We start from the raw sequence: 13,369 nt of genomic DNA on the forward strand, positions 1-13,369 counted from the left end.
TTTTCGCCTAGTGCACCGTAGCTAAATCGTAACTAGCAAAAACTGCGTTTAATCGTGATGCTGCATGCGCAAGATTGTCTGGCGCTACATGAGCATGTCTTTCAACCATCGCAGCAGTTTTCCAACCACCTAAGCGCTGAAGTTCATGCGTTGGTATACCTGCTTGTCGTTGCCAAGTTGCCCAAGTGTGTCTCAAATCATGCCATTTAAAATCTTCAATGTTGGCACGCAATAATGCAGCTTTCCATGCTTTGGTATTAGCGGCCTCAAAAGGTTTACCTCTGTAAGTAAAAACTCGTTCAGAGTGCTTCCCTATCTGCTGCTGCAAGACTTCAATGGCCAAATCATTCAAAGGTATCGCTATTGGACTGCGATTTTTAGATTGACTACCTCTAACCCAAGCATGTTTTAACGCCAAATTTACCTGCGCCCATTCAAGCCTAACAACATTGCTTAATCTTAACCCTGTAGCTAAAGCAAAAAGAACTGTTGAGCGCTGATGTTCTGGAAGTTCACCCAGCAATATCTTTGCCTGCTCCATGGTTAATGCACGTTCACGACTACTATTTTCTTTAAAGAGCCTAATTTTTGGCGCTCGCTCAATCCACTCCCACTCATCTCTCGAACGAATTAGAATGGCGCGAACAAGTGCCAAGTAACGATTCACGGTAGCTTTTGATGCTTCTTTAAGTTTAGCTGCACGAATTCTATCTATGACATATAGATCTATTTCATCAATCATTAATTCAGCAAGATAAGTGTTAAGCCACTTTAATTTTGACTTATCTTCTTCGTGTGTAGCCTTATCAGATGTCTCATTCAACCACCGAATAACCGCCTCTTTCCATGAGTGACGTGGTTTTATTCCCAGTCGCTCTTGCTCCCAAAACATCGTTTTTAACTTGTCATGGAATTCTTGGGCTTCGATTTTGTCGATAGCCCCAGTGCTTCTTTGTATTGTTTTTCCAGCGATGGTGATTTTAACCCACCAAACACTAGAGTCTTTGCGTTTGTAGAGTGACATATTTGCTTCCCTTCATGTTCACCTTCCAACGCTCGCGACTTGTATTGTGCGCGAATCAGGTCAATAAGGTCAACTTCTAAAAACACCCAACACTTACCTATTTTTGCACCTTGTATTTCTCCAGATGCGGCTTTAACAGACAATGTCACGGGGTGAATTTTAAGAAAGGCGGCTGCTTCCTTAAGATTTAACGTTTTCGCTTTTAGGTCTTGGGTCATTAAATTTCTAACTCAGGTGCATTTTTAGCATCTGCTTTAATTTCTAGTGCTGATGATTTTTCAAATTGGCGGCTCAGTGTTTCGGGTAGCAACTCACGGTTATCGGTATAAATTGCAACTTTATTTCGAGCTCGACTTATTGCAACGTAATAAGATTTTTCATTATTGGTTACACTTGTCGCTTCTGCTTCAACCATTATGCGGTTACAAGTTTGCCCTTGTGCACTATGCACTGTTTGGCAATAACCATAATCAAGATGAAGTGGTTTTTGAGTATCTAACGTCAAACTTGAGCCATCCGATTTTTCAACAGTGATTTGATGTTTATCTGAATCGATCACCGTGGCGCGGTCGCCATTGATGATGTTTTTACGGTAGTCATTTTCAGTAAATCTAATTAAGTCGCCTTTTGATAGCTCACATTCACGTTGGGTATATGTTGCCATGTTTGGTTGAGATGTCGGTCGCCATTCCACTTTCTCTCCGTCTTTACGCTCCAAGGTTACGATTCCTGCCCGTCCTTCAATCACTTGCGCCATTTCGCCACGTGCTAGTCCAAGGCTTTTATAATCTTTTTCTGCACGGACAATATCGCCAGCTTGATAACTTGTTGTTCGAAGAGCCTGTGCTTGTGTCATATCTTTACGAGTTAGCAAATTGAATGTTTCACCTTTGCCTGCTAAGTCCAGTGATTCGCGTACCTTCTCATTGATTGCTTGGCGGTTATTATTTGTTCCTGAAACAATTAGCGTTTCGCTTCGCTCCCGAAGGGTCATCGCGGCATAATCTGCTGCCATTTGCTCATGCCGATGTTTGTGATATTCAATTTCAACTATCTGTGCATTTAGTTTTTGCAGTGACGAGTACACCGCGCCATCGGCGGCTAATTCTACCGCTTGCCTAAGTGTTGGATCTTGCTGGCGCTGGATTTCGTCAAGCTTGGCAGTTTCCATGCCTGCTTGCTGTAGTTGAGCAAATGGTTTACCTGCTTCAATTGCAGAAAGCTGACCGACATCGCCAACAAGCAATACCCGTGATTGTTTGCTGTCTGCTTCTTTTAGCAAAGCGTGCATGTCTCGCACAGAGACCATGCTGGCTTCATCAAGCACTATTAGCGTGTTTTTATCTAAACCTTGGTATTTATTAGCTGCAAATGCGGCAAGTGTTTGGCTTTTTATTCCGCTTCCTGATAGTTCGTGGGCCGCGCTAGCTGAGGGAGCTAAGCCTATGACTTTTACATGTTGGCTTTCAGTCAACGCCCGAGCTACACGCAAGGCCGTTGTCTTTCCTGAACCCGCCAGTCCTTGAATGCCTGTGACGCGATTCTGGCTGGTTAAGGTTTGCTTAACTGAGAGTTGTTGACCATCGTTCAAATTAGTTGCGGCTAGGGCTTTATCTACATCAGACTCTTTCATTAGTGAGCGAACTTGATTTCTAGCAAACTTTTCCAAATTCAGAATATCGCGCTCCATTTCTTGAGCTACTTGTGTTGTGTAGCGGTCATGCTCCCGCATTAGCGCCCCGTTTTCGACGGCTTGGTTAATGGCGATTCGTATAGCACTTAAATCAGTTTTACCAGTGCCGCGTTCTAATGCAAAGCGAATCAAATCAGTTTCACGCATGACTGCTTCGCGTTCTGATATATGCGAAGCCGAATAAGCTACGGCATTTTTAGCTTCATCAATGCATGACAACATATTTGATGATTCCACTTCATTTTGATGGTTGAAGTCAATTCCAGCTTTCAATGCTCTATCTTCCCATTCTGATTTTAGAATGACTCGGTCAATCTTTGTCTTTTTTTCACGTGTTTGTAAAGCAATGGTTTGTAATTTTTGTGCGCTGACATTGCTTCTACTCAAGCCCTGCGCTTTTAATGCCTCTTCAATCATGCGGGAGCGACTACTGAACATCTCAATCTGTGCAGGTGCTATATGGGACAGCTCAAAGCGTCCATCATTGTGAGTAATACGAACAACATATCCTAAAGCCTGAACCTCTTTTGCCAGCTCAGATCGATAATAAGCTCCGATTAACATTTTTTGGCGATAGAATGGCTCATTATCAACTGCTCGCCATTCACCATCGTGACGCTGGGTGATATTAAGCACCACACAATGGGTGTGTAGCTGGGGGTCTGCAGCGCGGCTTAAATCATGACGAAATTGAGCAACTAAAATATTTGCAGTAATTACTTTTTTAGTAAGCCCGCCGTGTGTAACACGGCAGGTTGCAATAGATTCTGCGTAAGTCAGTGCACGTGAAACCGCATTTTCATGAGCGGTAAACAATCGCTTATCATTACCCAGCATTGCTTGCATGGATACCGACTTTGGTGCACTGAATGTGAGGTCGGTGCCGCCTCTTCTGCCATTTGCTGCGCGATGAATTTTATCGCCGTTTGGCAGCTTACCATCAAGCAATACACGAAAATCTTCAGGCCTTACATCGCCACTTAAATTTAATTGCTCAGCAGTACGGCCACTCCAAATACTAGGACTCCGGTCTTGGCTATAGTAATCATCTGCCTGCTCATAATAAGAACTTGCACCAGCAGAATTAGAAACATTTGATATTGAGAGCATAGTTATTCCACAAATGCTGGAAAAATTTCAGGTAAATTTTGTGGAGATAGCTTTATCTTTCTTGTTGGTTCATCGCCCGCCAAAGCCAAAAATGCTGTCAAGTCTGGCAGTTCATTAAGCTCGCTAGGCAATACCAAGCGCTCACGTACACGCTGAACAGTGAAACTTGAACTGTTGCCTTGACTACTTTGTCCAAAAGTTTCAATAGTACGGTCAATCTCATGTTCGCCCAAAGCACGGGAAATAGCTTCACTGGTATCTGGATCAGCTTTTGCAATAGAAAAAGCAAGTAAGTTACGAAAACAACTACGTAAGATACTAGAGGCTTCATGTCCATAAGTTCGATCAAGCTGCATCGTACTTTGTAAGCCTGCAATGCAACAAAGGCTGTGTTTGCGGCCTTTAGTAAGAGCTGCTTCTAAAGAACTGGTTTTCCCTAGAGTGCCTAGTTCATCTAAGACTAACCAGATACGAGACTTATTTTCATCAGGCTCTATTGGCATTGATAAGATTGCATTACACAGTACATCAACCCAACATGCTATCAAAGGTGCAAGCGATGCGGTCATATCCTCACGCCATGTGAGAAAAATCCGCTGCCGTTTAGATTCTAAAAAGCTACGCAAACTGAAATTACCAGCATGCAGGTAAGCAAATGGTTTTAGGTAGGAGGTCAAAATAAATCTAGTAGATGCCAACGCCTTTGCTGCATCCTTGTCAAATAACCCTACTGAAGTGCTCCCCGCAACCAACTCTCTTAACTCTTCGGTCGGTGCCAATGTCAAAGAATGTATTAAATCAGCAATTGTGCCTTTACCATTTGATAAAAGCGCTCTCATCACATCTGCAATTAGTACTTGTGCATAAAAATGCCAAGAAGCATCTGTACCATAACCATTAGGCACGATAGAACGTGCTATTTTGTCAAAGTCGTATTCGCGTCTAATTTCGTTGAAAGGACTCCAACCTGGACTTCGACGGTCGAACACGTTTAAAATGATGTCGTGCTCTGTTGCAAAGCGACTGGCATAACAACCGTCAGGATCGGCAATAATCATACGGTCACCACGTACAGAAATGGATTGCAGCATTTCTATAATGGCTGTTGTTTTTCCTACGCCAGTCGAGCCAACCAATAACGTATGTACTGGCTCCTGGCCTGTTGCTAATTTAACCCCGCCGATTGTGACAGCTTGCTTTTGTTGAATTGGTTTAGCATTAAAAGTAGAAAACATTTTTTTAAACATATTGCTCCCCTAGCTAATCCTCAAGACTTGCGCCGCGATGATGCCTGTCCTGAGTTTTAGGGCATTTCGTAAAATATGTGAATAAAAATGCATTAGTAGAAAAAGAGGAGATCATGCACATCAAGAAGAATGGTTTAATAATTAAAGATTTGTCATTTATGAGCAAGTTAAGAGACTGGCCAATTCCTATCTTGAAATAGAACAGCATCCATGTTGCCCAAGTTAATGTTGTCAGGAACATGGATGCCAGAATGTAGTCGTTTAATAATCTGGAAAACTTATCTTGATATTGATTGTTTTGGTTTTTCATATTCTTTTCCTTAATTTTGATTTTTAATTTTTGATGCGACTTTAGTTAAGATTTGAGCATTGCGCTCCATTGCCAATTCGCGGACTATCAACAAGATCTCACGCAAGGTAACATCTACTTGCCCACTACCAAACTGAGTGTTAGCGTAGGCCAGCAAGGCAGCCAGCTCCTGTAGCTGAGACTTAATCTCGTCTAATTCATTTGATGTGTGTGTGATGCTGTTTTCTGCAATTAAAATATTATGTGCGAATGTAGATATTGGCTTACCAGCTTCAGCAGATCTATTCTTTAAATTTAAATAAGTGTCACCAGGCATTCTGATTTTTAGATAACGTGAATTCATACCTGCGCCTTCTGCAACTCTTGCTCTCTTAACTTTTCCAGATCCTCCTCAGAAATTAAGTCACTTTGTATAATTGACAAATTCATCTGTGATGAATTTTTTAAAATTGAAAAGATACTGCCGCTTCCTCTCAAGTAATGTTCATCTACCTGCACAGAATCATTAATAATTTTTAAAAGTTGCTCTGCATCTGCAATGTCTTTTAATTTGTATTTATAGTGTCCGAATGCTGCAATAATCATTTTTAAATCTCCATTAATTAAAAAAATGCTGCCTCAAGGTGTCAGCAACCTATTTCGCAAACAGGAGAGCTTCCGTAAAACGAAATGTCAAACGTTGCATCTCTCCATATTCATGACTTCTAGCCTGTTAAAGTGATTGTGGTCAGTGTGTGGCTTTGTGCTATTTAGTTTTGTGGTCACAGCTGAATGGCTTTGCTACTTAGTTAGTGGCAAAGAATCCTCGCAAAGGAAAATTGCGTCAGGTGTGTGGTCTATTGGTCTTGTTTGTGACGAAATGTTTGAACTAACCATAAATCCGTATTGCATATGGAACACTCTATTTATTCTCACTACATTGGTGTTATTAGATCCAATCATTTATTGCTCCACTGATAAAAAACGCCAGCTTAATGAACTAGCTAAACATTTATAACCACACAGGAAAACAATACTTTTCGCACCAAATTTGTTTGGTTTCATGGCGACTGATTGATGCGTACAATTTGCTTACTTAAATAAAAAGGTTAAAAGATATGGAAAAACTGAAATATCAAAAAGATGGCTTATCTAGAAAATCGACTACCCAACTCTTGACCTCACTTAAAAATAAATCGGGGAAAACCTGGGTTGAAATTGAAGCTCTGCTCAATATGGGTACGAATAATTCAACGCAAGCTGATGGCGGGAATTTAAATGGGGGTAGTGAACCAGGGAAAATTATTGAAATGTATCGGTCAGGTAAGCGCCATTTGCTTACAGATAAAGCCTCTTTTGCTATTGGGCTTGGAGTTGAAGAAAAATGGCTCACTCTGCAGGAATATCATATGTATGCCGAAGAAATATTTGAAAGAAGATTCAGTAAAAAATACATGCAACTTGAACGCAAGATATTAAAAAATATGGAGAACCATGGTGAGAAAATGTTAAAAACAATGTGGCAACATCCTGATATTGGGTGGAAAGAAATGTGGGATGCCATTGATATGGTTTTAAGCCCCATGCTCAAGAGACTTCTTGTTGAGCAGTATGAGCAACAAAAACATGTTAGGGAAGAAAGCTTCTTTAGTGTGTTGTTAGGGAACTCAGTAATTAATGGCTACTCACAAAACAATGTTAAACCAGAAGTTAAGTTCGCAGAATTTCTTAAATCAATCTAAATATAGAGGCATATTATGGAAATACGAAATGTAAGTGCTGAAGATAGAAACTTAATTTTTGGAAGAGCTGAAAATGTGCCTTTTGCAGTTCTTGAAACGCAATTTAAGAGTTCATTTAAAGACCCCAAAACTGCTAGAGAGAAATGGGATAAGCTGACAAAAGAATATAATTTTTATACTAGACAAGCTAAAGATTGGGCATCAAGTGTAAATGAAGTCATTAATATTTGGAATAAATTGCCTTTGTTAGCATCAGAAAAAGATATTGAAAATGCATTCAGCATATAGCAGGAGTGGTTAGTAAGCACAGCATAGTAAAAGCTTGTAGGCTTCAAATGCCATATTTATGGTTAAATAACGAACTATGAGCTTTAATGAAAATTCACGCGTAAAAATACCTAGTATTCTGCATTTAGTGCGTTTAGGTTATGAATACCTGTCATTAAAGAATGCTCAGTGGGATGTAAACACCAATATTTTCCCTGACATATTTCACCAAGCCATTGCCAAAATTAACCCTAATTTGGCAGCAGATGACATTCACCGCTTGCTTGCCGATGTGCAGCTCACGTTAGACAATGAAGATTTAGGTAAAGCTTTTTTTGAAAAGCTCATTTCGCGCTCGGGCATTAAGCTAATTGATTTTGCAAACTTCAACAACAATAGCTTTCATGTAGTCACAGAGCTTACCTACTCAAATGGAGATGAGGAGTTTAGACCTGACATCACATTGTTGATTAACGGCTTGCCACTCATTTTTATTGAAGTTAAAAAGCCCAATAACCAAGATGGAGTGCTCGCCGAACGCGAGCGTATTAACAAGCGTTTTCAAAATCCGAAGTTCAAACGCTTTGCCAACATCACGCAATTGATGCTGTTTTCAAACAACATGGAATATGAGGACGGCGCATTGCAACCAATTGCTGGAGCATTTTATGCCAGTCCGTCTTACCATGAGGTGAAATTTAACTACTTCCGTGAGGAAGAAGTTCTCAACTTAACAGCCTTATTACGCAAGATAAGTGATGATCAAGAAGTTGCCATACTTAAAGACAATAACTTAGAAGTTATTAAAAATAATCCAGAATTTATCACCAACAAATCACCTGAAACCCCCACTAATCGGCTATGTAGCTCCATATTAAATCGTGAGCGTTTAGCTTTTATGCTGAAGTATGCATTAGCTTACGTTGAAGGTGTTAAGGGCGTACAAAAGCATGTGATGCGTTACCCACAGATATTTGCCACAAAAGCCATTGAGAATAAGCTCAATGCTGGTGTTAAAAAAGGCATTATTTGGCATACACAAGGTAGTGGAAAAACGGCATTGGCCTATTACAGTGTGCGCTTTTTAACCGACTACTTTCAAAACGAGCAAGTCATCCCCAAGTTTTACTTTATTGTTGATAGAATTGACTTACTCACCCAAGCGCAGGGTGAATTTACTAGCCGAGGATTAGTGGTACACACCATAAGTTCGCGTGAAGCTTTCGCAGCGGATATTAAAGCAACACAAGTCATACATAACCATAGCGGCAAACCTGAAATTACTGTGGTGAACATTCAAAAATTCCAAGATGACCCTAACGTAATTGCCAGCCTAGATTACGATGTAAACATTCAACGGGTGTATTTCTTAGATGAAGTACACCGCAGTTATAACCCCAAAGGCAGCTTCTTAGCTAACCTTGAACAAACTGACCGCAACGCTATAAAAATTGGTTTAACGGGTACGCCGCTACTAGGCGAAGACTACAATTCGCGTGCCTTATTTGGTGATTATATTCACAAGTATTATTACAACTCCTCTATAGCTGATGGTTACACTCTGCGCTTAATTCGCGAAGAAATTGCCACCAATTACAAAATAGCTTTGCAGCAGGCTCTACGTGATATAGAGGTGCAACAAGGTGATATAGATCGCAAGGAAATTTACGCTCACCACAAGTTTGTTGCACCTATGTTGGATTACATAATTAGCGACTTTGAACGAAGTCGTGGTGCACTCAATGATGCAAGCATCGGCGGCATGGTGATATGTGATAGCTCCGATCAAGCTGAGAATATGTTTGTGTTATTTAATGCACGCATGGCAGAAAATACTGGCGCCTCAAAGCCAAACCAAGTCAAAACCGCAGCGCTTATTTTGCACGACATAGGAACAAAAGAAGAACGCAAAGCATGGGTAGAGGATTTCAAGTCAGGCAAAGTCGATTTGCTGTTTGTTTACAATATGCTGTTGACGGGGTTTGATGCTGACCGTTTGAAAAAGTTGTACTTAGGACGTGTTATACGCAAGCATAATTTATTGCAGGCACTCACTCGTGTAAACCGCACTTATAAAGGCTTTCGCTATGGCTATGTAGTAGATTTTGCTGATATTAGCCAAGAGTTTGAAGCCACAAACCGCGCATATTTTGAAGAGTTGCAATCTGAACTTGGCAATGAATTAGAGCATTATTCCAATTTATTTAAATCTCAAGATGAAATCAAAGCAGATATTGAACATATCAAAGATGTGCTGTTTCGCTTCGATATTGAAAATGCTGAAACATTCTCACAACAGATTAACCAAATTCAAGATAAAGGTATTATTCTTGCGCTTAAAAAAGCACTCTCAGATGCCAAAAGCCTATATAACCTTATACGCTTGCAGGGCGAATATGCTTTACTTGAACATTTAGACTTTCAAAAGCTTAACCAGCTATACCGAGAAACCAGCAACCATTTAGACCATCTTAATTTAATTCAGAATATTGCCGAAGGTCAAAATACTACCAATTTGCTTAATGTCGCACTTGAAGACATTATCTTTAAGTTTATAAAAATTGGCGAAGCTGAACTAATACTAGCCGATAAACTTAAAGACACACTACGCCAAACACGCGAAGCATTAGCGAGTAATTTTGATCAGCAAGATCCTAAATTTATCTCACTAAAAGAAGAGCTAGAGCGGCTGTTTAAGAAAAAGAACCTAAGTGAAGTAACGCAAGATGAAATGCAGGCAAATATTGGCACGCTAAATAAAATTCACGAGCGCGTTAAAGTATTAAACCGTGAAAACAACCAACTACGCCAAAAATATCATGGCGATGTTAAATACACCCGCATTCACAAACGTCTGCTAGAGCGTGGCAACATTTCAGATTCTGAACGTAAAATCCATGCCGCCCTCACAGGGGTAAAGCAAGACGCCGATTCGCAAGTGCTACAAAATAACCAGCTAATGGATAACGAAAGTTATTTTGAACGCTCTATGATGCCGCATGTGATTGTGCGCTTTAGAGATGAGCAAGCAATACCACTGAATGTAGAAGTATCGCACTACATTAACCATATAGTTGTGGGCGAATATTTAAACGAATTTAATGGAGTACGTGCGTGGTAGAGCAAGAGTTTCAACAAATAACCAAAACCTTAATTGATAGCTTAAAAACCATTTGTGCCAATTATGGCTTAGGTAACGATGGCAACGAATTTAAAATCATCACGCAAGTGTTTTTGTATAAATTCTTAAACGACAAATTTGCCTTTGAAGCCAAAAAAATCAATGCTAATTTAGCTAAAGCTGAGAAATGGGAAGATGCTTTTTCTGGCATGGGCGAAGAAACTCAAACTATGCTTCAAATGCAGATGCCAGCAGACACCGCACGCCTAAAACCTGAACACCTCATCAATACTTTATTTAATCAGCAAAATACTGCCGACTTTGCTAAAACATTTGACGACACCCTTTTTGACATTGCGATTACGAATAACGACGTATTTGCAGTTAAAACCGATGGTGGCGCAAAAGTGGTACTGTTTGACCGCATCAGCCAATACATTGCTGACGATGGTAAACGTGATGCATTTTGCCGAGCCATTATCAACAAGCTTGTAGAATTCAGCTTTGAACGTATTTTTACGCAAAAATTTGATTTCTACGCCACCATTTTTGAGTATCTGATTAAAGACTACAACAGCAACAGTGGTGGCAAATATGCTGAGTATTACACACCACACGCTGTCGCTCGGATTATGGCAGCGATACTTGTACCGCAAGAGCAGCAAGGGAAAATTAAGAATGTGAGCTGCTACGACCCAAGTGCTGGCTCTGGTACTTTGTTAATGAACGTTGCTCACGCCATTGGTGAAAACCGATGCAGTATTTACACTCAAGACATCTCGCAAAAATCGGCTAATTTACTGCGTCTAAATCTAATACTAAATAACTTGGTGCATTCTATCCCGAACGTAATTCAGGGCGATACCATATTGCACCCGTACCACAAAGACGATGGCAATAAGCTAAAGCGTTTTGACTACATTGTTTCAAACCCACCTTTTAAGCTTGATTTTAGTGACATACACGCACAACTGGACAGCAAAGAAAATCACTCTCGTTTTTTTGCAGGTTTACCAAATGTACCTAAGCAAGCCAAAGATAAAATGGCAATTTACCAGCTATTTTTACAGCACATTATTACTAGTCTTAAAGCTGATGGTAAGGCCGCTGTCGTAGTGCCGACTGGATTTATCACGGCGCAGAGTGGTATTGATAAAAAAGTCCGCCAAAAACTTGTTGATAATAAAATGCTTGCAGGTGTGGTTTCTATGCCTAGCAACATCTTTGCCACCACCGGAACGAATGTGTCTATTCTGTTTATAGATGGCAGTAACAATGGCGATGTGGTTTTGATAGATGCTTCTAAACTTGGACAAAAAATCAAAGATGGGAAAAATCAAAAAACCGTACTGAGTGAAGCGGAAGAACAACGCATTATTGACGTGTTTAATGGGAAACAAGTGCAAATAGATTTTTCAGTGGCAATCAGCTACGATGACATTGCCGCTAAAAATTATAGCTTAAGTGCTGGTCAATATTTTGATGTAAAAATTGATTATGTGGACATCACACCAGCAGAGTTTACAGCAAAGATGCAAGGTTTTAACAAGCGGTTAGCTGGGCTATTTGGTAAATCAAATACATTAGAACTGGAGATTAAAAAGCAATTGAGAGAGTTACGGTATGAATAAAACCATACCAGCCTCCAAATATTGCTCATCTATTTTCGATGGTACTCACGCAACTCCTTTGCCTAGTAATACTGGCTTTCCATTAATTACGTCCAAAAATATTTCTGGTGGATATATTGATTTAAGCGATACATATCTTATATCCACTGAGGATTATCACTCAATAAACACAAGAAGTAAGGTTTCTCAGTGGGACGTGCTATTTAGCATGATTGGTACTGTTGGTGAGGTATACCTTGAGAAAAATTTAAACATTGAATATGCAATCAAGAATATTGGTGTTTTTTCTTGTGCCAATGAGAGCAAAGCCAAGTGGCTTTTTTATTATCTAAAAAGCCCAGTAGCTAAAACACATATCAACAGATATTTGAATGGCGCAGTACAAAAATTCTTATCGCTAGGAGCTCTCAGAGAATTCCCCATTCTGGAATACAATGAACAATCTGCAAAAAGCGTCGAATTATTAAGCTCAATAGATGCCAAAATCGAACTCAATCGTCGTATAAATGCTGAGTTAGAAGAAATGGCAAAGACTTTGTATGACTATTGGTTTGTCCAGTTTGAGTTTCCCAACGCTAAAGATGAACCATACAAAACTAGCGGCGGAAAAATGGAATGCTGCCCTACCCTAATGCGTGAAATCCCAACAAATTGGAAAGTTGATAAAATTGGGAATTTATTTCAAACATCACTAGGAGGCACTCCATCAACAAGCAATAAAGATTATTGGGAGAACGGAACCATTAAATGGTTAAATTCAGGTGAAATTGCAAATTTCCCTATTATTGATTCTGAATTAAAAATTACTGAGTCAGCTATCGGCAATTCTGCCACTCAGTTATTACCAAAAGGTAGCGTTGTACTTTCAATAACTCGTCATTTGAGACCTTCTGTTTTAGCTATTGATGCTTGTGCAAACCAGTCAGTTGTCGGCATTAGAGAAAAAGGTGAGTTTAGGTATTACTACCTTTATCCGTACCTAAAAAATGAAATTCCTAGATTGAATGCGATGCGATCTGGAGCGCAGCAACCGCACATTAATAAGGATATTGTTGATGAATCATATATAGTCATTCCAAATGAGAGCACAAATATTTTAAAAAAATACAATGAGAAAGTTGCACCTTTATATGAACTTATAATGAAAAATTCATTTGAGAGCAAAACTCTTACCGAACTTCGTGACTGGCTACTCCCAATGCTCATGAACGGACAAGTAAAAATTTCTTAAATAAAAATGCCTAA

At 39.8% G+C, this 13,369-nt stretch carries 11 protein-coding genes and 1 pseudogene; 5 read left to right on the forward strand and 7 right to left on the reverse strand.

Translation table 11 applies throughout. The annotated features are described in order from the left end of the window. Positions 1–7: 7 nt before the first annotated feature. The 7 genes and pseudogenes from PSU72_RS13820 to PSU72_RS13850 all read right to left on the reverse strand — a co-directional run bounded on the left by PSU72_RS13820 (position 8) and on the right by PSU72_RS13850 (position 5,969). Complete coding sequence (locus PSU72_RS13820; RefSeq protein ID WP_300433233.1) at positions 8–1,024, reverse strand: site-specific integrase; 1,017 nt, start codon at positions 1,022–1,024, stop codon at positions 8–10. 56 nt (positions 1,025–1,080) lie between these two features. Then, positions 1,081–1,242: pseudogene (locus PSU72_RS13825) on the reverse strand (helix-turn-helix domain-containing protein); the annotation flags it as partial. Then, positions 1,242–3,827 (reverse strand): MobF family relaxase, encoded by a 2,586-nt coding sequence (gene mobF / locus PSU72_RS13830; protein WP_300433235.1) that lies wholly within the window; start codon positions 3,825–3,827, stop codon positions 1,242–1,244. The gene mobF and the pseudogene PSU72_RS13825, both read right to left, overlap by 1 nt. A gap of 2 nt (positions 3,828–3,829) precedes the next feature. Beyond that, the gene (locus PSU72_RS13835) at positions 3,830–5,074 is read right to left on the reverse strand and encodes a type IV secretion system DNA-binding domain-containing protein (protein ID WP_300433236.1); all 1,245 of its coding nucleotides are present in this window, start codon (positions 5,072–5,074) and stop codon (positions 3,830–3,832) included. 13 nt (positions 5,075–5,087) lie between these two features. Then, complete coding sequence (locus tag PSU72_RS13840) at positions 5,088–5,384, reverse strand: hypothetical protein (protein ID WP_300433237.1); 297 nt, start codon at positions 5,382–5,384, stop codon at positions 5,088–5,090. Positions 5,385–5,394: 10 nt separating this feature from the next. Further along, positions 5,395–5,727 carry a hypothetical protein gene (locus PSU72_RS13845; protein WP_300433238.1) on the reverse strand — a complete coding sequence of 111 codons (333 nt, stop codon included), beginning with the start codon at positions 5,725–5,727 and terminating at the stop codon, positions 5,395–5,397. After that, on the reverse strand, positions 5,724–5,969 hold the full coding sequence (locus PSU72_RS13850) for a hypothetical protein (RefSeq protein ID WP_300433239.1): 246 nt from the start codon (positions 5,967–5,969) through the stop codon (positions 5,724–5,726). The genes PSU72_RS13845 and PSU72_RS13850 overlap by 4 nt, the downstream gene beginning before the upstream one ends. A 512-nt stretch (positions 5,970–6,481) precedes the next feature. On the opposite strand from PSU72_RS13850, the gene PSU72_RS13855 reads away from it, so the two are divergent. From PSU72_RS13855 to PSU72_RS13875, 5 genes are all read left to right on the forward strand, one after another. Next, entirely contained in the window at positions 6,482–7,105 is a 624-nt protein-coding gene (locus tag PSU72_RS13855) for a hypothetical protein (RefSeq protein WP_300433240.1), read from the forward strand. Positions 7,106–7,120: 15 nt separating this feature from the next. Further along, complete coding sequence (locus PSU72_RS13860) at positions 7,121–7,393, forward strand: hypothetical protein (protein WP_300433241.1); 273 nt, start codon at positions 7,121–7,123, stop codon at positions 7,391–7,393. Between the two features lie 76 nt (positions 7,394–7,469). After that, complete coding sequence (locus PSU72_RS13865) at positions 7,470–10,493, forward strand: type I restriction endonuclease (protein WP_300433243.1); 3,024 nt, start codon at positions 7,470–7,472, stop codon at positions 10,491–10,493. Further along, on the forward strand, positions 10,487–12,124 hold the full coding sequence (locus tag PSU72_RS13870; protein ID WP_300433244.1) for a class I SAM-dependent DNA methyltransferase: 1,638 nt from the start codon (positions 10,487–10,489) through the stop codon (positions 12,122–12,124). The genes PSU72_RS13865 and PSU72_RS13870 overlap by 7 nt, the downstream gene beginning before the upstream one ends. After that, positions 12,117–13,355, forward strand: a complete 1,239-nt coding sequence (locus PSU72_RS13875) for a restriction endonuclease subunit S (RefSeq protein ID WP_300433246.1) — start codon at positions 12,117–12,119, stop codon at positions 13,353–13,355. Before PSU72_RS13870 ends, PSU72_RS13875 begins: the two co-directional genes overlap by 8 nt. Positions 13,356–13,369: the final 14 nt, after the last annotated feature.

It is taken from the genome of Methylotenera sp. (genome assembly GCF_029945535.1).
Lineage (GTDB): Bacteria > Pseudomonadota > Gammaproteobacteria > Burkholderiales > Methylophilaceae > Methylotenera.

What these genes read in the sequence shown, in the direction of transcription:
- PSU72_RS13820 (WP_300433233.1), bottom strand. Translation starts at nt 1,024, where the DNA reads ATGTCACTCTACAAACGCAAAGACTCTAGTGTTTGGTGGGTTAAAATC.
- mobF (WP_300433235.1), bottom strand. Translation starts at nt 3,827, where the DNA reads ATGCTCTCAATATCAAATGTTTCTAATTCTGCTGGTGCAAGTTCTTAT.
- PSU72_RS13835 (WP_300433236.1), bottom strand. Translation starts at nt 5,074, where the DNA reads ATGTTTAAAAAAATGTTTTCTACTTTTAATGCTAAACCAATTCAACAA.
- PSU72_RS13840 (WP_300433237.1), bottom strand. Translation starts at nt 5,384, where the DNA reads ATGAAAAACCAAAACAATCAATATCAAGATAAGTTTTCCAGATTATTA.
- PSU72_RS13845 (WP_300433238.1), bottom strand. Translation starts at nt 5,727, where the DNA reads ATGAATTCACGTTATCTAAAAATCAGAATGCCTGGTGACACTTATTTA.
- PSU72_RS13850 (WP_300433239.1), bottom strand. Translation starts at nt 5,969, where the DNA reads ATGATTATTGCAGCATTCGGACACTATAAATACAAATTAAAAGACATT.
- PSU72_RS13855 (WP_300433240.1), top strand. Translation starts at nt 6,482, where the DNA reads ATGGAAAAACTGAAATATCAAAAAGATGGCTTATCTAGAAAATCGACT.
- PSU72_RS13860 (WP_300433241.1), top strand. Translation starts at nt 7,121, where the DNA reads ATGGAAATACGAAATGTAAGTGCTGAAGATAGAAACTTAATTTTTGGA.
- PSU72_RS13865 (WP_300433243.1), top strand. Translation starts at nt 7,470, where the DNA reads ATGAGCTTTAATGAAAATTCACGCGTAAAAATACCTAGTATTCTGCAT.
- PSU72_RS13875 (WP_300433246.1), top strand. Translation starts at nt 12,117, where the DNA reads ATGAATAAAACCATACCAGCCTCCAAATATTGCTCATCTATTTTCGAT.